We start from the raw sequence: 22150 nt of genomic DNA, 5'->3' as shown, positions 1-22150 counted from the left end.
CTCGGGGAGACGGACATGGGGGCCATTCCTGTGCAACGGGAGTCCGTTGCCCGCGCGTCCGACGCGCCCGTGACGGGCGGCGCCGCGTTCCCGCCCGCCCCGGCGCAGACCCACGCCACCCTCTCCGGAAGTCCGCTCGCGCCGGGCTCGGCCCGGGCGTTGTTACGCGGCGCGCTCACCGAATGGGCCGAACTCGGCCTGCCCGGAGCCGAGTTCCTCACCGACCGGCAGGGCGACGACGCCGTGGTCGTGGTCAGCGAACTCGTCACGAACGCCGTTGTGCACGCGGGCACCGACGTCGAGCTGAGCTGCCGGCTGGAGGCACGCACCGGCGGGCTCGTCGTCGAGGTCCTCGACCACCATCCCTCGCGGGCCCCGCGCTGGGGGCCGCCCGGTGCGGGCGAGCCCCCGAACGAGAGCGGGCGCGGGCCCGAACCGTCGTACGGCACACCGGAGTACGGCCGCGGACTGCGCCTGGTCGCCGCCCTCGCCGAGTCCTGGGGCATCACCTACCGCACGGGCGCCAAGACGGTCTGGGCACGGCTCCCGGCCGGGGGGAAGGAGGCCCTCGACGGGATCCAGGCGTATGCGGAGGAGGGCACGCAGGAGCGGGAGGTGCGGGCGACCGGGGAGCGAGGGCGGGAGGTGCTGGCGGCCGAGGAGCGCGGGCGGGAGTCGCGGCCGGCCGAGGAGCGCGGGCGGGGCTCGCGGGCAGGCGGGGAGCACGGGAACGAGTGGCGGTCGTGTGCGGTCAGTGGGACTGGGGACGAGCGAGGGTCAGGGCCTGCGGAGGAGCATGCGCAGCGGCCGCGGCCCGTGGGGGAGGACGCGCAGGAGTCGCTGCCTGCGGGGGAGGATGCGCACGGGGCGCTGCCCGTGGAGGAGGATGCGCAGGAGTCGCCGCCCGCGGGGGAGCACAGGCAGGGTTTGCCGCCCGCGGGGGAGCACAGGCAGGGTTTGCCGCCCGCGGGGGAGCAGACGCTGGACTGGGAGGCACTGGCGGGCGGGGAGCGCTGGCTGAACCGTGGTGCCCTGTCCTTCCTCGCCGAGGCCTCCGACCTGCTCGCCGGGCAGCTCGACGAGAACCTCGTCGCCGCGCTCGCCGGGCAGCTGATCGTGCCGCGGCTGGCCGACTGGTGCGCGGTGTGGCTGGAGGACGAGGTCGCCGGGCGCTGGGGGTCTCCTCGCCCGGGTGAGGCCGAGAGCGGTTGGGGCGAGGGCGTGCTGCCCGGGCCCCGGCTGGCCAGGGTGTGGCACGGCTCCGAGAACCGGATCGAGGAGCTGCGCCGGGCACTGGAGAATGAGCCGCCGTGGCCGTCGTCCGGTCGGGACCACCCCGGGCCCGAATCGTTCCCCTGGCCCGGCGAGGCGCTCGGCCCGCACGGCACGCGCGGCTCCGCGCTCGCCTACCGCCTCACGGCCGGCGGCCGCCCTCTGGGCACCCTTGTCATCGGGCGAGCCGGGCTCAGCGCCTTCCCCGACGAGATCACCGGGCTCGTCGAGGACCTCAGCCGCCGGGTGGCGCTCGCCATCGGCGCCGCCCGCCAGTACGCCCGCCAGGCCACCATCAGCGCGGTGCTCCAGCGCGGCCTGCTGCCCGGCGCGGTCGCCGAGATCCCCGGGGTGCGCAGCGCCCTGGTGTACGAGCCGTGCGACAAGGGCGGGCCCAGCGGCGACTTCTACGACCTCTTCCCGGCCGGCGACGGCCGCTGGTGCTTCGCCGTCGGTGACGTCCAGGGCAAGGGCCCCGAGGCCGCCGTGGTGATCGGGCTGGCCCGCCCCTGGCTCAGGCTGCTGGCCCGCGAGGGCTACCGCGTCGCCGACGTACTCGACCGCCTCAACCAGCTGCTCCTCGACGACGCGACGGAGGCCGCGGACGCGGCGGCACGGGCGCTGGCCTCTGCCGGCGGACGCCCCCCGCGCCCCGGCGACGGCCCGCAGACCCGCTTCCTGTCCCTCCTCTACGGCGAACTCGCGCCCTTCGACGGCGGAGTGCGCTGCACCCTCGCCTCCGCAGGACATCCGTTGCCGCTGCTGCTCGGGGCGGCCGGCGAGGTCCGTACGGCCGCCCGCCCGCAGACCCTGCTCGGGGTCGTCGAGGACGAGACGTACACCAGTGAGACCTTCGAGCTGCGGCCCGGCGACAGCCTGCTGTGCGTCACGGACGGGGTGACCGAGCGGCGCAGCGGCAGCCGTCAGTTCGACGACGAGAACGGCCTCGCGGAGGCGCTCGCCGGGTGCGCGGGCCTGGACGCCGAGCTGATCGCGGAGCGGATCAAACGGCTGGTGCACGAGTTCGGGGCGCGACCGCCGGAGGACGATCTGGCGCTGCTGGTGCTCCAGGCGGAGTGACCGTCCCGGGTGCTGGACAATGGAGGGCATGCCTTCCGCACTTCCCGACGGTGAGCCGGTCCCCGACGACGGCGCGCTGCCGCCCACCGCGCTCACCGGGTCCGCCGACCGCCCCCTCGGCTTCTACCTGCACGTCCCCTACTGCGCGACCCGCTGCGGCTACTGCGACTTCAACACCTACACGGCGACCGAGCTGCGCGGCACGGGCGGGGTGCTGGCGTCCCGCGACAACTACGCGGCCAGCCTGATCGACGAGATCAGGCTGGCCCGGAAGGTCCTCGGCGACGACCCACGGCCCGTCCGCACGGTGTTCGTCGGCGGCGGTACGCCCACGCTGCTGGCCGCCGGGGATCTCGTACGGATGCTGGGGGCGATCCGCGACGAGTTCGGGCTGGCCGAGGACGCGGAGGTCACCACCGAGGCGAACCCGGAGTCGGTGGACCCGGCGTATCTGTCCGCGCTCCGCGAGGGCGGCTTCAACCGGGTGTCCTTCGGGATGCAGAGCGCGAAGCAGCACGTACTGAAGGTGCTGGACCGTACGCACACGCCGGGGCGGCCCGAGGCGTGCGTTGCGGAGGCGCGGGCGGCGGGGTTCGATCATGTGAACCTGGACCTGATCTACGGCACGCCGGGGGAGTCCGACGACGACTGGCGGGCGTCCCTGGAGGCGGCGATCGGGGCCGGACCGGACCATGTGTCGGCGTACGCGCTGATCGTCGAGGAGGGCACGCAGCTCGCCCGGCGCATCCGCCGGGGTGAGGTCCAGATGACCGACGACGACGTGCACGCGGACCGGTATCTGATCGCGGAGGACGTGCTGTCCGGGGCCGGGTTCGACTGGTACGAGGTGTCGAACTGGGCCACCTCGGACGCGGGCCGGTGTCTGCACAACGAGCTGTACTGGCGGGGCGCGGACTGGTGGGGAGCCGGTCCCGGGGCGCACTCGCACGTGGGCGGGGTGCGGTGGTGGAACGTGAAGCACCCGGGCGCGTACGCGGCGGCGCTGGCCTCCGGCAGGTCTCCGGGCGCCGGGCGTGAGCTGCTCTCGGAGGAGGACCGGCGGGTCGAGCGGATCCTGCTGGAGCTGCGGTTGCGGGAGGGGGCGCCGCTGTCCCTGCTGCGCGAGGAGGGGCTGGCTGCTTCTCGGCGGGCGCTGGGGGAGGGGCTGCTGGAGGCCCGGCCCTACGAGGAGGGGCGGGCTGTGCTGACGCTTCGGGGGCGGTTGCTGGCCGATGCGGTGGTCAGGGACTTGGTGGACTGATCACTCGGCGGAGTGAACGGTCCCAGACGCCGGTTCGACCCCTAACCTTGGTTCGTAGGCTGCCGCCGTGATTGCACGGTGGCGGAAACCGGAGGGCTGCGGAGATGACCGCTGTGGACGACCGACCGATGACCACCGGCATCGTGAAGATCTTCGAGAACCTTGATGTTCCCGACGGCTTCAAGGTCGAGCTTCTCCGGGGGGTAATTGTGATGATGGCGGGGCCGGACGTGGCCCACAACGACATCGTGGAGGCGGTCCAGGACCAGATCCCCCGGCAGCGCTGGCGGCGGCTCCAGACCCAGGACATCGCCATCCTCGAAGAGACCAGCGAGCCGCAGCCCGACCTTGTGGTGATCGAACGAGGCGCCGGGCCAGGGCACGGAAGGCTGATGCCGGCCGAGGTGATCGCCCTGTTGGTGGAGGTTGTCTCCAAGACGAGCGTGCACTGGCACTACGAAGTCAAGCGCTCGATCTACGCCGCGGCGAAGATCCCCGCCTATTTCATCATCGACCCCATCATGGGCCAGTGCGTACTACTCACCGAGCCGACAGGGGAAGGGGAGCACGCGGACTACCGATGCCAGCGGATCACCAAGTTCGGCGACCTCACCCCCTTGGAACCCCTTGGCGTCGAAGTGGACACAAGCGAATTCGCCCTGTACGAGAAGGTCAAGCCCCACCGCTATCCGTGACGAAGTCGATCAGCTCCTCCACCCGCCCCAGCAGCTCCGGCTCCAGGTCCTTGTAGGACCCCACCCGCTTCAGGATCGCCTGCCACACCGCGCCGGTGTTCTCCGACGGCCAGCCCAGGGCCTTGCACACGCCCGTCTTCCAGTCCTGGCCGTGCGGTACCCGCGGCCACGCCTCGATCCCCAGGGATGACGGCTTCACCGCCTCCCAGATGTCGATGTACGGGTGGCCGACCACCAGCGCGTGCTCGCTGGTCACCTCCTGTGCGATGCGCCACTCCTTCGTGCCCGGGAGGAGATGGTCCACGAGGACTCCCAACCGCGCGTCCGGACCCGGTGCGAACTCGGCCACGATCGACGGAAGATCGTCCACGCCCTCCAGGTACTCCACGACCACGCCCTCGATGCGCAGGTCGTCGCCCCAGACCTTCTCCACCAGTTCCGCGTCGTGCCGGCCCTCGACGTAGATACGGCCGGCGCGGGCCACGCGTGCGCGTGCGCCGGGGACGGCCACCGAGCCGGACGCGGTACGGGACGGTCGTACCGGAGACGCGGCCGAGGGTCTGACCAGGGTCACCACCCGGCCCTCCAGGAGGAAGCCGCGGGGCTCCAGCGGGAACACGCGGTGCTTGCCGAAGCGGTCCTCCAGGGTCACCGTGCCCGCCTCGCAGCGGATCACCGCGCCGCAGAAGCCGGTGCCGGGCTCCTCGACCACCAGGCCGGGCTCGGCGGGCACCTCCGGCACCGGCTTGGGCTTCTTCCACGGAGGGGTCAGGTCGGCGGAGTACTGGCGCATTCGGATGACGATAGGAGAACCACGCGGGGGATCACTACGACACGCCGAAGCGGGCCGCCAGCGCGTCCCGCTGCGCCCGCACGAACCCCGCGTCCACCACCGCTCCGTGACCGGGTACGTACAGCGCGTCCTCGCCGCCCAGGTCGAGCAGCCGGTCCAGCGCGGCGGGCCAGTGCGGCCGTACGGCGTCCGGGCCCGCCTGTGGTTCGCCGGACTCCTCGACCAGGTCGCCGCAGAAGACCACCTCCGGGGAGCCGGGGACGAGGACGGCGAGGTCGTGGGCCGTGTGGCCGGGGCCGACGTTCGCCAGCAGGACCTGGCGGCCGCCGCCGAGGTCGAGCGTCCACTCGCCGGAGACGTGATGCCGGGGAGAGACCAGGGCGTCCACCGCCTCGTCGGCCACCGCCGGGTCCAGTCCGTTGCGCACCGCGTCCGCCCGCAGTTCCGCGCGGCCGAGCCGTCCCGCCAGCACCGTCTCCACGCCCACCGCGCCGAACACCTCCGCCCCCGCGAACGCCGCCGACCCGAAGACATGGTCGAAGTGGGGGTGGGTGAGCGCGAGATGGGTCACACGATGGCCGGCGAGTTCCTCGGCCTGTAGGCGCAGGCGGGCGCCCTCCGCGAGGCCGGAGCCGGAATCGATCACCAGGGCCGTGCCCTCGCCGATCACCAGGCCCGCCGTACAGTCCCAGCCCGGCAGCCGGCACCGCCCCACCCCGGTCGCGACCCGCTCCCACCCGAGCTCTTCCCAAGTCACCGTCATACCGCGACGCTAGGGCCTGTCCGGCGGATCATGCCGGCGGCGCGGGGCCTGGCACGCACATCTGCGGCGTTGTCGTCACTCGCCGACGCTCCGCGTCGACTCCCTCCTCCGCCTTGCAGCTGCACACACCAGGCCCCGCTCACCTGCGCTGACAGGGCGCCGCTCCTTGGAGCCGGCCTGATCCGCCGGACAGACCCTGGCCGTACAACCCGTCACGCCAGGACCAGCCTTGCCCAGGTAGTACCCCACCGCCGTACACTGGCCGGGGAGCGCTGGCACTCGAACGGACAGAGTGCCAGGCGAGGCGCCAAGGGAACGACTTCTGGAGGTGTGTGCGCGATGCTGAGTGAACGCAGGCTTCAGGTGTTGCGCGCCATCGTCCAGGACTACGTCGGCACCGAGGAGCCGGTCGGGTCGAAGGCCCTGACCGAGCGGCACAACCTCGGAGTCTCCCCGGCGACCGTGCGCAACGACATGGCGGCCCTGGAGGACGAGGGGTTCATCGCCCAGCCGCACACCAGTGCCGGGCGGATCCCGACCGACAAGGGCTACCGGCTGTTCGTCGACAAGCTCGCGGGCGTCAAGCCGATGACCGCGCCCGAGCGGCGCGCGATCCAGAACTTCCTCGACGGCGCGGTCGATCTCGACGACGTCGTGGCGCGGACCGTTCGGCTGCTCGCGCAGCTGACGCGGCAGGTCGCCGTCGTGCAGTACCCGTCCCTCACCAGGTCCACCGTCCGGCACGTCGAACTGCTCTCGCTCGCCCCCGCGCGCCTGATGCTCGTGCTGATCACGGACACCGGCCGGGTCGAGCAGCGCATGGTCGACTGCCCGGCACCCTTCGGGGAGGCCTCGCTGGCCGATCTGCGGGCGCGGCTCAACAGCCGGGTCGCGGGGCGGCGGTTCGCCGACGTGCCGAGGCTGGTCGAGGACCTGCCCGAGGCGTTCGACGTCGAGGATCGGGGTACGGTCGCGACAGTGCTCTCCACTCTCCTGGAGACGCTCGTCGAGGAGAACGAGGAGCGGCTGATGATCGGCGGCACCGCCAATCTCACCCGCTTCGGACATGACTTTCCCCTCACCATCCGGCCCGTCCTGGAGGCCCTGGAGGAGCAGGTCGTCCTCCTCAAACTCCTTGGTGAGGCCGGGGATTCGGGCATGACCGTACGTATTGGTCACGAGAACGCCTACGAGGGGCTCAACTCCACTTCGGTGGTGTCGGTCGGCTACGGTTCGGGCGGCGAGGCAGTCGCCAAGCTCGGCGTGGTCGGACCGACCCGCATGGATTACCCGGGAACGATGGGAGCGGTACGCGCAGTGGCACGGTACGTCGGACAGATCCTGGCGGAGTCGTAAGTGGCCACGGACTACTACGCCGTTCTCGGCGTGCGCCGCGACGCGTCGCAGGATGAGATCAAGAAGGCGTTCCGTCGGCTCGCACGCGAGCTGCACCCGGACGTCAACCCGGATCCGAAGACCCAGGAGCGGTTCAAGGAGATCAACGCCGCCTACGAGGTGTTGTCGGACCCGCAGAAGAAGCAGGTCTACGACCTCGGCGGCGACCCGCTCTCGCAGGCCGGCGGCGGTGGCGCGGGCGGCTTCGGGGCCGGTGGGTTCGGGAACTTCTCGGACATCATGGACGCGTTCTTCGGTACGGCCTCGCAGCGGGGGCCGCGCTCGCGGACCCGGCGCGGCCAGGACGCGATGATCCGCCTGGAGATCGAGCTCGACGAGGCGGCCTTCGGCACCACGAAGGACATCCAGGTCGACACCGCGATCGTCTGCTCCACGTGTAGTGGTGAGGGCGCGGCGCCGGGCACCTCCGCGCAGACGTGTGACATGTGCCGCGGCCGCGGTGAGGTGTCGCAGGTGACGCGTTCCTTCCTGGGCCAGGTCATGACCTCGCGGCCGTGCCCGCAGTGCCAGGGCTTCGGCACCGTGGTGCCGACCCCGTGCCCGGAGTGCGCCGGCGACGGCCGCGTCCGCTCGCGTCGCACGCTCACGGTCAAGATCCCGGCCGGTGTCGACAACGGCACGCGGATCCAGCTCGCGGGTGAGGGCGAGGTCGGCCCCGGTGGTGGCCCCGCCGGTGACCTCTACGTCGAGATCCACGAACTCCCGCACTCGACCTTCCAGCGCCGCGGCGACGACCTGCACTGCACGGTCACCATCCCGATGACGGCCGCGTCCCTCGGCACCAAGGTCCCGCTGGAGACGTTGGACGGCATGGAGGAGGTCGACATCCGCCCGGGTACGCAGTCGGGACAGTCGATCCCGCTGCACGGTCGAGGCGTCACACATCTGCGCGGCGGCGGCCGGGGCGACCTCATCGTCCACGTCGAGGTCCAGACCCCGACGAAGCTGGATCCCGAGCAGGAGCGGTTGCTGCGCGAGCTGGCCAAGCTGCGCGGCGAGGAACGGCCCACGGGGCAGTTCCAACCTGGGCAGCAGGGCTTGTTCTCGCGGCTGAAGGACGCGTTCAACGGTCGTACCTGAGCCGTGCGACGGTCGTACGTGACTGTGCCAAGGGCGGATTCGGACTTGTCCGGAGGACGTGACAACATGCCGTCATGTCCTCCGCACTGACCGATCTCTTCCCTCATCCGATCGTGCAGGCCCCCATGGCGGGCGGCGTCTCCGTGCCGCGGCTCGCCGCCGCCGTCGCCGATGCGGGCGGGCTCGGATTCCTGGCCGCCGGGTACAAGACGGCCGACGGGATGTACCAGGAGATCAAGCAGCTGCGCGGGCTGACCGGCCGTCCCTTCGGCGTCAACCTCTTCGTGCCGCAGCCGGAGTACGCCGACCCGGCCGCCGTCGAGGTCTACGCCCATCAGCTGGCCGGCGAGGCCACCTGGTACGACACCGAGCTCGGCGACCGCGACAGCGGACGTGACGACGGCTACGACGCCAAGCTCGCCGTCCTGCTCGACAACCCCGTGCCGGTGGCCTCCTTCCACTTCGGCATCCCGAGCAGCGACGCACTGGAGTCGCTGCGCCGGGCCGGCACCTTCACCCTCGTCACCGCGACCAGCCCCGAGGAAGCCCTCGCCGTGCAGTACGCGGGCGCCGACGCGGTCATCGCCCAGGGCGTCGAGGCCGGCGGCCACCAGGGCACCCACCGGGACCTCCCCGAGCAGGACGGCTCGGGACTCGGGCTGCTGTCCCTCGTCGCCCAGATCCGGGAGACGGTCACCATCCCGATCGTCGCCGCCGGCGGCATCATGCGCGGCAGCCAGATCGCCGCCGTCCTCGCCGCCGGCGCGAGCGCGGCCCAGCTCGGCACGGCGTTCCTCGCCACACAGGAGTCCGGCGCCCACGACGTGCACAAGCAGGCGCTGACCAACCCGCTCTACGTCCGTACCGAGTTGACCCGTGCCTTCTCCGGCAGACCGGCCCGCGGCCTGGTGAACCGTTTCCTGCGCGAGCACGGGCCGTACGCGCCCGCCGCCTACCCCGAGGTCCACCACCTCACCGCCCCGCTCCGAAAGGCCGCCGCCAAGGCCGGTGACGCCCAGGGCATGGCGCTGTGGGCGGGCCAGGGCCACCGGATGGCACGCGAACTGCCCGCCGGACAGCTCGTGGAGATACTCGCGGCCGAACTCGACGCAGCGAGGACAGCGTTGTCGGGCAAGGGGGACCTGCGATGACCGCACCGGTGTTCGTGGTCGAGCACTTCGTCGAGCAGACCGAGCCGGGGACCGGCGGACGCTACGTCCTCGACGGCCCCGAAGGCCGCCACGCCGTCTCCGTGAAGCGGCTCCAGCCCGGCGAGGACGTCATCCTCACCGACGGCGCCGGGCACTGGGCCGACTGCGTGGTGCTCGCCTCCGAGGGCAAGGACCGGCTGATCGTCCAGCTGGACTCGGTGAACGAGGCACCTCAGCCGCAGCCGCGCATCACGGTCGTCCAGGCCCTCCCCAAGGGCGACCGCGGTGAACTCGCCGTCGAGACCATGACCGAGGTCGGTGTCGACGCCGTCGTGCCCTGGCAGGCGGCCCGCTGCATCACCCAGTGGCGGGGCGAGCGGGGGCTGAAGGCGCTCGGCAAGTGGCGGGCCACCGCCCGCGAGGCCGGCAAGCAGTCCCGCCGGGTTCTCTTCCCGGAGGTCGCGGACGCGGCAAGCACCAAGCAGGTTGCGGCACTTCTCGCCAAAGCCGACTTCGCCGCGGTGCTCCACTCCGACTTCGAGCGCGGCAGCGAGCCGCTGGCCACCGCCGAACTCCCCGCCGAGGGCGAGATCGTGCTGGTCGTCGGCCCCGAAGGGGGCGTCGCCAAGGACGAGTTGGCGCTCTTCGAGGGGGCGGGTGCGCGCGCCTACGTCCTCGGGCCTACCGTGTTGCGGACGTCGACCGCCGGAACCGCGGCCGCCGCTCTGCTCCTCGGCCGCACCGGCCGCTGGTCCTGAACCCTGGAAGGACGGCTGTGGAACTCGCCCAAGTACGCCTGCTCGTCTCCGACTTCACCGCCTGCTACCGCTTCTACGGCGACGTCCTGGGCCTCAAGCCCCAGTCGGGGGCGACGGGCGGGCCGTACGAGAAGTTCAGCGCCGCGACCGGTTCGGCGGGCATCGCGCTCCAGGACCGGTCGATGATGGCGCAGGTCCTGAACGAACTGGGCGACACGGTCACCGGCCACCGCTCCCTGGTGGTGCTCCGCGTCGACGACCTGGACACCTACTGCGAGCAGATCGCGTCCCGCGGCGCCACCCTGCTGCACGGCCCGTCCCCCATGACCGACCGCATGCGCGTCGCCCACCTCAAGGATCCCGAGGGCAACCTGGTGGAACTCCAGGAGTGGCTGCTCCTGCGCGGCTGAGAACTGCGAGGGCCGCGTGGGCGACCGGCGCGCGAGTGGCCGTATGCGCCCTACCGCCGGACGGTCCGCGGTGGCAGGCTGCCCTCCATGGGGGCGTTGAGGCAGAGCCGGCGTCGGCCGCGGGGAGTGCGGGTGGCGGGCGGAGTGGTGCTTGCCGTGCTGGCCGTCGGTGGGGCCGTGGCCTGTGATCCGGCGGGTGCGGTCAGTTCCGCGACCGTCTCGTACACCACCGACCAGCTGGTCACCAAGGAGTTGGAGCGGCAGAAGGCCGAAGTGAGCTGGCTGACCTGTAACGCCTCCTACGACAACGGTGATCAGACGCCCAGTTCGAGCGTGAACACCGTCGCCACCGTGAACTGCGAGGGCAAGACGGACGACGGACAGGACATCACCGTCAAGGGCAAGGTGACCCGGACCGTCAGCGGAGCGTGTGTGCGCGGGGACCTGACCGCCACGGTGGGCGGCAAGCAGAGGTTCCACGTGCAGGGACTCGGCGACTGCACCGCGACCCCCACCCCGCGCGTCAACAACCCCCAGCAGCCCGGACCCACCGTCACCGTGACCGTCACCAAGACCATCTGGTGCAAGAACGACCCGCAGTGCTGGCCCGACGGCAAGTGATCGAAACCCCTGTTCACGGTGGCCGCCCGTGCATAGGGTGATCGGGTGACACAGCCTGCGACGTCTGCATATCTCCGGTTTCCGCATCTGCAGGGCGAGTTGGTCGCCTTCACCGCCGAGGACGACGTGTGGGTCGCGCCGCTCGACGGCGGGCGCGCCTGGCGGGTCAGCGCGGACAACGTCCCGGTCACCCACCCCCGTATCTCGCCCGACGGCACCACCGTCGCCTGGACCTCCACCCGTGACGGCGCCCCCGAGGTGCACATCGCCCCGGTCGACGGCGGACCGGCCCGGAGACTGACCCACTGGGGCAGTATCCGCACCCAGGTGCGCGGCTGGACCCCGGACGGCGAGGTCCTCGTGATCACCACCCACGGCCAGGCGAGCCTGCGCCGCAGCTGGGCGCGTGCCGTCCCGCTCGACGGCGGACCCGCGACCACCCTGCCGTACGGCCCGGTCGGCCATGTCGCCCACGGCCCGGCGACCGTGCTCCTGTCCGCGCCCATGGGACGCGAGGCCGCCTGGTGGAAGCGGTACCGGGGCGGCACGGCGGGCAAGCTGTGGATCGACCGGGACGGTGACGGGGAGTTCGTACGGCTGCACGACGACCTGGACGGAAACCTGGAGTACCCCGAGTGGGTGGGCGACCGGATCGCCTTCCTCTCCGACCACGAGGGCACCGGGGCCGTCTACTCCTCCCTCGCCGACGGCTCCGACCTGCGCCGGCACACCCCCCTCGACGGCTACTACGCCCGGCACGCCTCCGGTGACGGCACCCGGATCGTCTACACCTCGGCCGGTGAGCTGTGGATCCTCGACGACCTCGACGGCGCCGAACCGCGCCGTCTCGAGGTCCGGCTCGGCGGACAGCGCGCCGACCGGCAGCCGTTCCCGGTGGACGCCTCCCGCTGGTTCGGCTCGGCCGCCCCCGACCACACCGCGCGCGGCAGCGCGGTCGCCGTCCGCGGAGCCGTCCACTGGGTCACCCACCGCTCGGGCCCGACCCGCGCCCTCGCCGCCGAACCCGGCGTCCGGGCCCGCCTGCCGCGCACCTTCCGCACGGAGGGCGAGGAGTGGGTGGTGTGGGTGACGGACGCGGAGGGCGACGACGCCCTGGAGTTCGCGCCCGCCACCGGACTCGCCCCCGGCGCCACCCCGCGCCGCCTCGCCGCCGGACAGCTCGGCCGGGTCCTCGGGCTCGCCATGGCCCCCGACGGCAGCCGGGCCGCGGTCGCCGCGCACGACGGCCGGGTCCTGCTCGTCGAGCGGGAGACCGGCGAGGTCCGCGAGGTCGACCGCAGTGAGGACGGCGACGTCCGCGGCCTGACCTTCTCGCCCGACTCGGCCTGGCTCGCCTGGTCGCACCCCGGACCGGGGCCTCTCTCTCAGCTGAGGCTCGCCAACACCACCGACCTCTCGGTCACCGAGGCCACCCCGCTGCGCTTCCAGGACTACGCCCCCGCCTTCACCCTCGACGGCAAGCACCTGGCCTTCCTCTCCAACCGCGCCTTCGACCCGGTCTACGACGAGCACGTCTTCGACCTGGCCTTCGTGGTCGGCGACCGCCCGCACCTGATCACCCTGGCCGCGACCACCCCGTCCCCCTTCGGCCCGCAGCGCCACGGCCGCCCCTTCGAGGCCCCCGACAAGGACGAGACCCCCGACAGCGAGGGCACCCCGGCCACCCGGATCGACCTCGACGGCCTCGCCGACCGGATCGTGCCCTTCCCGGTGGAGGCCGGCCGCTACTCCAACCTGCGCGCGGCCAAGGACGGGGTCCTCTGGCTCCGGCACCCCGTCCAGGGCGTCCTCGGCTCCTCCCGGGCCACCCCGGACGACCCCGACCCCAAGACCGACCTCCAGCGCTACGACCTCGCCCAGCAGCGCCTCGAACACCTCGCGGCCGACGCCGACCACTTCGCCGTCAGCGGCGACGGCAAGCGGGTCCTGCTGTGGACCGACGGCCGACTGAAGGTCGTACCGAGCGACCGCCGCGCCTCGAACGACGACGACAGCGACACCAACATCAGCGTCGACCTCGGCCGCGTCCGCCAGACCGTCGACCCCTCGGCCGAGTGGCGGCAGATGTACGAGGAGACCGGCCGCATCATGCGGGACCACTTCTGGCGCCCCGACATGAGCGGAGTCGACTGGAACGGCGTCCTCGACCGCTACCGCCCGGTCCTGGACCGCCTGGCCACCCATGACGACCTCGTCGACCTCCTCTGGGAGGTGCACGGCGAACTCGGCACTTCCCACGCCTACGTCACCCCCCGCGGCGGCCACAGCCACGGACCCCGTCAGGGGCTCCTCGGTGCCGACATCTCCCGTCACGAGGACGGCCCACAGGGATCGGCACAGTGGCGTATCGACCGCATCCTGCCGACCGAGACCTCCGACCCCGACGCCCGTTCCCCGCTGGCCGCACCCGGCGCCGCGGTCCGGGCCGGGGACGCGATCGTCGCGGTCGGCGGCCACCCGGTCGACCCGGTCACCGGACCCGGCCCGCTCCTCGTCGGCACGGCGGGCAAGCCGATCGAGCTCACCATCTCCCCGTCCGGCGGCGGAGAGCTCCGGCACGCGGTCGTCGTCCCCATCGCCGACGAGGAGCCCCTGCGCTACCACGCCTGGGTCGCCGACCGCCGCGCCTACGTGCACGAGAAGTCCGGGGGACGGCTGGGCTACCTGCACGTTCCCGACATGCAGGCCCCCGGCTGGGCCCAGATCCACCGCGACCTGCGGGTCGAGGTGGCCCGCGAGGGCCTCGTGGTCGACGTCCGCGAGAACCGCGGCGGCCACACCTCCCAGCTCGTCGTCGAGAAGCTGTCCCGGCGGATCGTCGGCTGGGCGCTGCCGCGCGGAATGCGGGCCACCAGCTACCCGAGGGACGCGCCGAGGGGCCCCGTGGTCGCCGTCGCCAACGAGTTCTCGGGCTCCGACGGTGACATCGTCAACGCGGCGATCAAGGCACTGGGCATCGGCCCGGTGGTGGGCACGCGCACCTGGGGCGGTGTCATCGGCATCGACAGCCGATACCGGTTGGTCGACGGCACCCTGATCACCCAGCCGAAGTACGCGTTCTGGCTGGAGGGATATGAGTGGGGCGTGGAGAACCACGGCGTCGACCCGGACGTGGAGGTGTTGCAGCGGCCGCAGGACTACGCGGCGGGCAGGGACGTGCAGCTGGACGAGGCGGTGAGGATCGCCCTGGAGGCGCTGGAGAGCGTTCCGGCGAAGATTCCGCCGACTCTGCCTCGTTAAGATGCCTCAGGACCTCTACGGAAGGAACGTCATGCCAGGGGAACCCCAGGACGACTGCCTGTTCTGCAAGATCGTCGAAGGCCACATTCCGGCGACGATCGTGCGGGAAACCGAGACGACCGTAGCGTTCCGGGACATCAATCCCCAGGCCCCCACCCACGTTCTCGTCATCCCCAAGGCCCACTACGAGAACGCCGCCACCCTCGCCGCCGCGGAACCGCAACTCGCCGCAGACGTCCTGCGCGAAACCCAGGCCGTCGCGGAACAGGAAAAGCTGGAGAGCTACCGCACCGTCTTCAACACGGGCACCGGCGCCGGACAGACCGTCTGGCACGCCCACGCCCACGTGGTCGGCGGCCGCGGTCTCCACTGGCCCCCCGGATAACCCACCGTGTCCGTACGCGAGTTGGTCGTGCTGGGCACAGCCAGCCAGGTCCCCACCAGACACCGCAACCACAACGGCTACCTGCTGCGCTGGGACAGCGAGGGCATCCTCTTCGACCCCGGCGAGGGCACCCAGCGTCAGATGCTGCGCGCCGGAGTCGCCGCCCACGACCTGAACCGGATCTGCGTCACCCACTTCCACGGCGACCACTCCCTCGGCCTCGCCGGGGTGATCCAGCGCATCAACCTCGACCGGGTCCCGCACGAGGTCACCGCGCACTACCCGAAGTCCGGGCAGCGCTTCTTCGACCGGCTGCGGTACGCGACGGCGTACCGCGAGACGGTCCGGCTCACCGAGGCGCCGGTCGACGCGGACGGGGTGATCGCGCGGACCGGCGGCTACACCCTGGAGGCCCGCAGGCTCTCGCACCCCGTCGAGTCCTACGGCTACCTCCTCACCGAACCCGACGGCCGCCGTATGCTCCCGGACCGTCTCGCCGCGCACGGCCTCAAGGGCCCCGATGTCGGACGGCTCCAGCGCGAGGGTTCCCTCAACGGCGTCTCCCTGGACGACGTCAGCGAGGTCCGCCGCGGCCAGCGGTTCGCGTTCGTCATGGACACCCGCCTCTGCGACGGTGTCCACGCCCTCGCGGACGGCGTCGACATGCTCGTCATCGAGTCGACCTTCCTCGACGAGGACGAGCAACTCGCCGAGGAGCACGGGCATCTGACGGCAGGTCAGGCAGCGCGGGTGGCCCGGGACGCCGGCGTACGGCATCTCGTGCTCACGCACTTCAGCCAGCGCTACTCCGAGCCGGAGGAGTTCGAGCGGCAGGCGCGGGCCGCCGGGTACGAGGGTGAGCTGACCGTGGCCCACGACCTGCTGAGGGTCCCGGTTCCGAAACGGCGGTAGATCAGCCGTACGATGCTTTGATGTCCCTCCCCAAAGCTGAACTGCACCTGCACATCGAAGGCACCCTGGAGCCGGAGCTGGCCTTCGAGCTGGCCGCGCGCAACGGCGTCGAGCTGCCGTACGCCGACACGGACGCGCTCCGTGAGGCGTACCGCTTCGAGGACCTCCAGTCCTTTCTGAACCTGTACTACGAGCTCATGGCCGTTCTGCGCACCGAGCGCGACTTCGAGGACCTGGCGAACGCGTATCTCGCCCGGGCCGCCGCGCAGGGGGTGCGGCACGCCGAGATCTTCTTCGACCCGCAGGCGCATGCCGCGCGCGGTGTGGAGATGGGGACGGTCGTCGAGGGGCTGTGGCGGGCGCTGGGCAGCAGTTCGCGGAACCATGGCGTCTCGACGCAGCTGATCATGTGCTTCCTGCGGGACGAGTCCGCGGAGTCCGCCCTGGAGACCCTTGAAACCGCGAAGCCGTATCTCGACCGGATCGTCGGGGTCGGGCTCGACTCCGCGGAGGTGGGGCATCCGCCGGTGAAGTTCCGCGAGGTGTATGAAGCCGCCGCGGCGATGGGGCTGCGGCGGGTGGCGCATGCCGGTGAGGAGGGGCCGCCGGAGTATGTCGTCGAGGCGCTGGATGTGCTCGGGGTGGAGCGGGTCGATCATGGGCTGCGGTGCATGGAGTCGCCGGAGCTGGTGGCTCGTCTGGTGCGGGATCGGGTGCCGTTGACCTTGTGTCCGTTGTCCAATGTGCGGCTTCGGACGGTTGATGTGCTGGGCGATCATCCGTTGCCGGCGATGTTGGATGCCGGGTTGATGTGCACGGTGAACTCTGACGATCCCGCGTATTTCGGGGGGTATGCGGGGGACAACTTCGAGGCCGTTCAGAAGGCTCTGGGCCTGAGTGAGGAGCGGTTGCGGGAGCTTGCCCGGAACTCCTTCCTTGCGTCCTTCCTTGAGCATGATGAGGGGCTGCGGGCTCGGTATCTTGCGGAAGTTGATGCGTACGAGTTCTGAGGTGCGTTGTCGGGTGCGGGTGCGTGGGGGCTGGTCGCGCCCACGCGGCGGAGCCGCAAATAGACACAGCCCCGCGCCCCAGCCAAAGGCACTCACGCGGCCGTTGCTTTGTCGTACACCTGGGTCTGCATCTGGACCTCCACGACCGGCAATGTCCGCCGCCCTGCGCCCAGCGCCACCGCCGTCATCGGTACCGCAATCAGCAGCAGGCCTGCGGCCAGGACCGTGCCCATCGTCGAGAAGCCGGTCTGGGACGCGAGGAGGCTGCCGGTCAACGGACCCGCTGCCGTGCCCAGCGACGATGCCGAGCCGACCAGGACCGCCCAGCGGCCGCGGGGGTCCAAGGAAGCGGCCAGGCCTATGACGTACGACAGGACGATCGGGTAGAGCGTGTTCCAGGCGATCTCGCCGGTCGCGAAGGTCGTCAGGTCGGTTGCCGAGGCGCTCAGGGCGATGCACGCGGCGATCAGGATCGTGCCGCCGCCGATGGGGAGCGCGCGGCCGAGGCGGGGGCCGAGCGCGCCCGCGCCGACCACGCCCAGCAGTCCCGCGCCGAGCGCGATCGCGAAGACCGCGCCCACTGTAGCCTCCGAGAGGTGGGCCTGGGTGAGGCCGATGCGGCCGCTGACGCCCCAGAGGGCGTTCTGGGCGAGGGACCAGCAGGGGAGGGTGACGGCCAGGAGCAGGCCGGCGCGGAGGTGGGGGAGCGGCGTACCGACGGTGTCCAGGCCTCGGGACGGGGCCGTACGGAGCGGGAGGCGGCTCGTCAGGGGCCAGACCGCCAGCGCGGTGAGGGCGATCGCGGCGAGGGGCTGGCCGTGGCCGGGGCCCAGGTGGGGGACGGTGAGGTAGACGGCGCCCGCGAGGGCGGAGACGCCGAGGAGGCCGACCGTGGTGGTGCGGTGCGGGTCCGGCTGGGCGGCGATTCCGGTGGCCGCCACCGCTGTTGACGTACCGGAGCCGAAGCCGCCGATCAGCGCGCCCGCTACGACGGCCGGGACGGCGTGGGCGAGGGCGGCTCCGCCGTAGCCGAGGACGGCCAGGGTGAGGCCGATGCGGGCGAGGACGCGGGGGCCGACGCGGTCGACGCGGGAGGCGAGCAGGAAGCCGGCGGCCGCCGAACTCAGCAGCAGCGCGCTGCCGACAGCGCCCGCCTCGGTGGCGGTGAGCGGAAGCCCCGAGTCGAGTCTGCCGACGGTGGTGGGGAGGAGGTAGGGGGCCAGATACCCGGCCGTGAAAAGGGCGATGAGGGGCCAGGGCAGGGTGGAGCGACGGGCGAACACGGGCGTTCCCAGGGCATGCGAAAGAAGCGGCTCAAGAAGGGGGTGGGGCGCAGGCCGTCGACGGACAGGAACGCGCGAGGAATTTGTATCAAGCACGCGGTTGCGGAAAACAGCCAGGGTGGTGTGATCTGGGGCACGTTCCGTTTGGGGTGGGAGTCGCCGGGTAGAAGAGCGGCTTTTCGTGCCTCTAGCGCCAGCTGGGGGCGCCACCCACGCTCGGCGCGGTCGCCTCGATCTTGCCCCTGATCTCCCGCATCACCGCGATGATCTGCTGCTCGTGGTCCGGCGTGAGGCGGGCGACCGGGACCGAGCAGCTGATGGCGTCCTGGGCGGGGGAGTCGTAGCGCAGACAGAACCCGAAGCCGACGATGCCGGGGACGCCCTCCTCGCGGTCGATCGCGTAGCCGCGGGCGCGGACCTCGGAGAGGTCGGCCAGCAGGGAGTCGCGGGTGGTGTGCGAGTTCGGGGTGAGGGCCTCGTACGGTCCCTCGGGGAGCCGTTCGTCGGGCCACTCGGCCAGGAGTGCCTTGCCCAGCGCGCCGACGTGCGCGGGCAGGCGGCGGCCCACCCTGCTGATCGTGCGCAGGTACTCGTGCGACTCGCGCGTCGCCAGATAGGCCACGTCCCGGCCGTCGAGCCGGCCCATGTGGATGGTCTCGCCCAGTGCCTCGGACGCCTCGTCGAGATACGGCCGTACGGTCTGGACGCGCGGGTCGGAGTCCAGGTAGCTGGTGCCGGTGAGCAGGGCGTGGATGCCGATGCCGTAGAGGGAGCCGGTGACGTCGGTGCGGACCCAGCCGCGCGAGATCAGGGTCTGGAGCAGTGCGTACATTGAGCTGCGCGGGACTTCCAGCTCGTCCGCCAGCTCCTGCAAGCGGGCCGGGCGGTCGCCGCGTGCGGCCAGCAGTTCGAGGAGCTCGACGGTGCGGGCCGCCGACTTCACCTCGCGGACGCCACCTGTCTCTGACATGGGCCGATCGTAATCGGCCCACCAAACGTGATGCCGACCCATTGACGAGACCGGTCCACCTATCTAATCTCCATCTTCATACGTGGATGACATCTACATGGGGAGATGAGCGAGGGTGACCCTCGACCCGGGCACGGCCGACACGGCACGACGGCTGCGGGACGGCATGGCACACGGCGTGCTGTCGTTCCCGCTCACGAGCTTCCACGACGACGGCACCCTCGACCCGGACGGCTTCCGCGCCCATGTCGCGGCCCAGATCGCCACCGGCCCCGGCGCGGTCTTCCCGGCCTGCGGCACCGGCGAGTTCTTCTCGCTGGACGAGGACGAGTACCGCCAGGTCGTCACCATCGCGGTCCAGGAGGCCGGCGGCCGGGTGCCCGTCGTCGCCGGGATCGGCTACGGCTGGGCGCAGGCCGTCCGCTTCGCGCGGATCGCCGAGGAGGCGGGGGCGGACGCGCTGCTCGTGCTGCCGCACTACCTGGTCGCCGCCCCGCAGGACGGCCTCGTCGCCCAACTGGAGCAGATCGCGGCCCGGACCTCGCTGCCGCTCATCGCCTACCAGCGCGGCCAAGTGGCGTTCAGCGCGGGCGCGTTCAGGAGGGTCGCCGGGATCCCCGGGGTCATCGGGCTCAAGGACGGCCACAGCGACCTCGACCGGCTCCAGCGGCTCACCCTCGCCGCGCCCGAGGGCTTCCTGTTCTTCAACGGCGCCTCCACCGCCGAGATCCAGGCCCGCGCCTACGCCACCGTCGGCGTCCCCGCCTACTCCTCGGCCGTGCACGCCTTCGCCCCCGAGATCGCGAACGCCTTCTTCGCCGCCCTGCGCGACGGCGACCACGGCACGGTCGAGAAGCTGCTGCGGGACTTCTACGTGCCGCTCGTCGAACTCCGCGACCGGGTGCCCGGGTACGCCGTGTCGCTGGTCAAGGCGGCCGCGCGGCTGCGGGGACGCCCTGTGGGGCCCGTGCGGGCACCGCTCACCGATCCGTCGGCCGCCGACCTGGCGGATCTCGAGCTGCTGCTGACCTCCGGACTCGACCTCGTAGGAGCCGACCTGTGAACCTCACGATCACCGACGTCCGCCTCACGCCGATCCTCGTCGCCGACCCGCCGCTGCTGAACACGCAGGGGGTGCACCAGCCGTACACGCCCCGGCTGATCGTCGAGGTCGAGACCGCCGACGGGGTCACGGGGGTCGGGGAGACGTACGGCGACACCAAGTACCTGGAGCTGGCCCGGCCGTTCGCTGATCGACTGATCGGGCGTCAGGTCGGGGATCTGAACGGGCTGTTCACGATCGCCGATCAGGTGGCCGTCGATTCCTCCCGGGTCTCCGGGCAGGTCGACGTCGGTGGGCTGCGGGGGGTGCAGACCGCCGACAAGCTGCGGTTGTCCGTCGTCTCCGGGTTCGAGGTCGCGTGTCTCGACGCGCTGGGCAAGGCGCTCGGGCTGCCTGTGCACGCGCTGCTCGGGGGCAAGGTGCGGGACGCGGTGGAGTACAGCGCGTATCTGTTCTACAAGTGGGCCGCTCATCCCGAGGGCGTTGTCGCCGAGAAGGACGACTGGGGGGCGGCCGTCGATCCCGCGGGGGTCGTGGAGCAGGCCCGGTTGTTCACCGAGCGGTACGGGTTCACGTCCTTCAAGCTGAAGGGCGGGGTGTTTCCGCCGGACGAGGAGATCGCGGCGGTCAAGGCGCTCGCCGAGGCGTTTCCCGGGCATCCGTTGCGGCTTGACCCCAACGGGGCCTGGAGCGTGGCCACTTCGCTGAAGGTGGCTCAGGAGCTCGGGGACGTTCTGGAGTATCTGGAGGATCCCGCGCTCGGGACCGCCGCCATGGCCGAGGTGTCCGCCGGGACGGATGTGCCGCTGGCCACCAACATGTGTGTGACCACCTTCGCCGAGATCAAGGAGGCGTTCGGGCGGGATGCGGTGCAGGTGGTGCTGTCGGACCACCACTACTGGGGTGGGTTGCGGAACACCCAGCAACTCGCCGCGATCTGCCGGACGTTCGGGGTGGGGGTGTCCATGCACTCCAACACGCATCTGGGGATCTCGCTGGCCGCGATGACGCATGTGGCGGCCACGGTGCCGAATCTTCACCATGCCTGTGACTCGCACTATCCGTGGCAGTCGGAGGATGTACTGACCGAGCGGTTGACGTTCGAAGGTGGCAAGGTCGCTGTCTCCGACCTCCCCGGTCTCGGAGTCGAGCTTGACCGCGAGAAGCTGCGGTTCCTGCATCAGCGCTGGCTCGACGACGACGGGGCGCTGCGGGAGCGGGATGACGCTGCGGCCATGCGGGTTGCCGAGCCGGGGTGGGTCACGCCTGCTGTGCCTCGCTGGTAGGCGGAGGGTTTTCCTCGCCGCTCCCAGGGGGCTCCGCCCCCCTCACCTTCTGGCTGCCGTCGATCGTGGACGACATCGGCGGGCTCAGCGCCTTCCAGGTGGGGCTGCTGACCTCGGTGCCGTGGCTGTGCGCGATCGCCGCCGTGTACGTCAGCGGGCGGATCTCCGACCGCATCGGCAAGCGGCGGCCCGTCCTCGTCGCGCTGCTCGTGCTCGGCGGCTGCGGCACCCTGCTCGCCGTGTTCGTGTCGCCGTGGGCCGGCCTCGGAGCCCTGTGTCTCGCCGCCATGGGCTTCAAGCCGGCCTCGCCGATCTTCTGGACCATCCCGCAGAGCTGTCTCGACGCGCGGGCGGCGGCGCCCGGCATCGCTTTGGTCAACTCCATCGGCAATCTCGGCGGGTTCGTCGCGCCCACCGCCTTCGGGATCATCGAGGACTCCACGGGGTCCACGAAGGGCGGTCTCGTGGGGCTGACGGTCGTCGGCTTTCTCGCCGCGCTCAGTGTGCTGCTGGTCCGCGGCGGCGGTCGTAACGACCGGATCCGGACGAGGACCGATACGGCACCCGCCGTCACTCCGGCCCCCGAGGCCACACCCGGCAGGGCCCGGACGGCACGCCCAGGACCTGCGACAGCCTGACGTGACGGGCGGGTCGGCCGTGAGCGCCGACCCGTTGTCGGC

At 71.7% G+C, this 22150-nt stretch carries 19 protein-coding genes and 1 pseudogene; 16 read left to right on the top strand and 4 right to left on the bottom strand.

What is annotated here, in order from left to right; translation table 11 throughout:
* The first annotated feature begins 15 nt into the window (after positions 1-15).
* The 3 genes from AB0D34_RS34170 to AB0D34_RS34160 all read left to right on the top strand — a co-directional run bounded on the left by AB0D34_RS34170 (position 16) and on the right by AB0D34_RS34160 (position 4308).
* Complete coding sequence (locus AB0D34_RS34170) at positions 16-2352, top strand: SpoIIE family protein phosphatase (protein WP_362668732.1); 2337 nt, start codon at positions 16-18, stop codon at positions 2350-2352.
* A 28-nt stretch (positions 2353-2380) separates the two neighbouring features.
* Positions 2381-3613 (top strand): radical SAM family heme chaperone HemW, encoded by a 1233-nt coding sequence (gene hemW, locus AB0D34_RS34165; RefSeq protein ID WP_362668729.1) that lies wholly within the window; start codon positions 2381-2383, stop codon positions 3611-3613.
* 104 nt (positions 3614-3717) lie between these two features.
* Positions 3718-4308: a Uma2 family endonuclease gene (locus AB0D34_RS34160; RefSeq protein WP_362668727.1), complete on the top strand. Its 591-nt coding sequence runs from the start codon at positions 3718-3720 to the stop codon at positions 4306-4308.
* On the opposite strand, the gene AB0D34_RS34155 is transcribed toward AB0D34_RS34160, so the two are convergent.
* Together AB0D34_RS34155 and AB0D34_RS34150 are read right to left on the bottom strand one after the other, a co-directional pair.
* Positions 4286-5101 carry a DUF3097 domain-containing protein gene (locus AB0D34_RS34155; protein WP_362668724.1) on the bottom strand — a complete coding sequence of 272 codons (816 nt, stop codon included), beginning with the start codon at positions 5099-5101 and terminating at the stop codon, positions 4286-4288. The genes AB0D34_RS34160 and AB0D34_RS34155 overlap by 23 nt on opposite strands.
* Positions 5102-5135: 34 nt before the next feature.
* Entirely contained in the window at positions 5136-5864 is a 729-nt protein-coding gene (locus tag AB0D34_RS34150) for an MBL fold metallo-hydrolase (RefSeq protein ID WP_362668722.1), read from the bottom strand.
* Positions 5865-6203: 339 nt separating this feature from the next.
* Here AB0D34_RS34150 and hrcA point away from each other — a divergent pair, with 339 nt between their 5' ends.
* From hrcA to AB0D34_RS34100, 10 genes are all read left to right on the top strand, one after another.
* Complete coding sequence (hrcA, locus tag AB0D34_RS34145; RefSeq protein WP_362668719.1) at positions 6204-7220, top strand: heat-inducible transcriptional repressor HrcA; 1017 nt, start codon at positions 6204-6206, stop codon at positions 7218-7220.
* On the top strand, positions 7221-8360 hold the full coding sequence (dnaJ, locus tag AB0D34_RS34140) for a molecular chaperone DnaJ (RefSeq protein WP_164432573.1): 1140 nt from the start codon (positions 7221-7223) through the stop codon (positions 8358-8360).
* 74 nt (positions 8361-8434) lie between these two features.
* Positions 8435-9511 carry a nitronate monooxygenase gene (locus AB0D34_RS34135; RefSeq protein WP_362668717.1) on the top strand — a complete coding sequence of 359 codons (1077 nt, stop codon included), beginning with the start codon at positions 8435-8437 and terminating at the stop codon, positions 9509-9511.
* The gene (locus AB0D34_RS34130; protein ID WP_362668715.1) at positions 9508-10269 is read left to right on the top strand and encodes a 16S rRNA (uracil(1498)-N(3))-methyltransferase; all 762 of its coding nucleotides are present in this window, start codon (positions 9508-9510) and stop codon (positions 10267-10269) included. The genes AB0D34_RS34135 and AB0D34_RS34130 overlap by 4 nt, the downstream gene beginning before the upstream one ends.
* A gap of 17 nt (positions 10270-10286) precedes the next feature.
* Entirely contained in the window at positions 10287-10679 is a 393-nt protein-coding gene (locus AB0D34_RS34125) for a VOC family protein (RefSeq protein ID WP_362668713.1), read from the top strand.
* Positions 10680-10766: 87 nt separating this feature from the next.
* Positions 10767-11300, top strand: coding sequence for a hypothetical protein (locus AB0D34_RS34120; protein ID WP_362668710.1), 534 nt, complete (start codon positions 10767-10769; stop codon positions 11298-11300).
* A gap of 45 nt (positions 11301-11345) precedes the next feature.
* The gene (locus tag AB0D34_RS34115) at positions 11346-14561 is read left to right on the top strand and encodes a S41 family peptidase (protein ID WP_362668708.1); all 3216 of its coding nucleotides are present in this window, start codon (positions 11346-11348) and stop codon (positions 14559-14561) included.
* 31 nt (positions 14562-14592) lie between these two features.
* Positions 14593-14946, top strand: coding sequence for a histidine triad nucleotide-binding protein (locus AB0D34_RS34110; protein WP_362668706.1), 354 nt, complete (start codon positions 14593-14595; stop codon positions 14944-14946).
* 6 nt (positions 14947-14952) lie between these two features.
* Positions 14953-15858 (top strand): ribonuclease Z, encoded by a 906-nt coding sequence (locus tag AB0D34_RS34105; RefSeq protein WP_362668703.1) that lies wholly within the window; start codon positions 14953-14955, stop codon positions 15856-15858.
* A 20-nt stretch (positions 15859-15878) separates the two neighbouring features.
* Complete coding sequence (locus AB0D34_RS34100) at positions 15879-16868, top strand: adenosine deaminase (RefSeq protein WP_362668701.1); 990 nt, start codon at positions 15879-15881, stop codon at positions 16866-16868.
* A gap of 92 nt (positions 16869-16960) precedes the next feature.
* On the opposite strand, the gene AB0D34_RS34095 is transcribed toward AB0D34_RS34100, so the two are convergent.
* Positions 16961-18151 carry an MFS transporter gene (locus AB0D34_RS34095; protein WP_362668699.1) on the bottom strand — a complete coding sequence of 397 codons (1191 nt, stop codon included), beginning with the start codon at positions 18149-18151 and terminating at the stop codon, positions 16961-16963.
* Positions 18152-18338: 187 nt separating this feature from the next.
* The gene (locus AB0D34_RS34090) at positions 18339-19121 is read right to left on the bottom strand and encodes an IclR family transcriptional regulator (protein WP_362668697.1); all 783 of its coding nucleotides are present in this window, start codon (positions 19119-19121) and stop codon (positions 18339-18341) included.
* A gap of 115 nt (positions 19122-19236) precedes the next feature.
* Between AB0D34_RS34090 and AB0D34_RS34085 the strand changes: the two genes are divergently transcribed.
* The 3 genes and pseudogenes from AB0D34_RS34085 to AB0D34_RS34075 all read left to right on the top strand — a co-directional run.
* Complete coding sequence (locus tag AB0D34_RS34085; protein WP_362668694.1) at positions 19237-20184, top strand: 5-dehydro-4-deoxyglucarate dehydratase; 948 nt, start codon at positions 19237-19239, stop codon at positions 20182-20184.
* Complete coding sequence (locus AB0D34_RS34080) at positions 20181-21470, top strand: glucarate dehydratase family protein (RefSeq protein WP_362668692.1); 1290 nt, start codon at positions 20181-20183, stop codon at positions 21468-21470. The genes AB0D34_RS34085 and AB0D34_RS34080 overlap by 4 nt, the downstream gene beginning before the upstream one ends.
* Before the next feature lie 41 nt (positions 21471-21511).
* Positions 21512-22108: pseudogene (locus AB0D34_RS34075) on the top strand (MFS transporter); the annotation flags it as partial.
* Between the last annotated feature and the right edge of the window lie 42 nt (positions 22109-22150).

The sequence above is a fragment of the Streptomyces sp. NPDC048420 genome, assembly GCF_040651535.1.
Classification (GTDB): Bacteria; Actinomycetota; Actinomycetes; order Streptomycetales; family Streptomycetaceae; genus Streptomyces.
The sequence above is the reverse complement of the archived record's forward strand: the minus strand, read 5'-3'. Positions and strand labels throughout refer to the sequence as shown.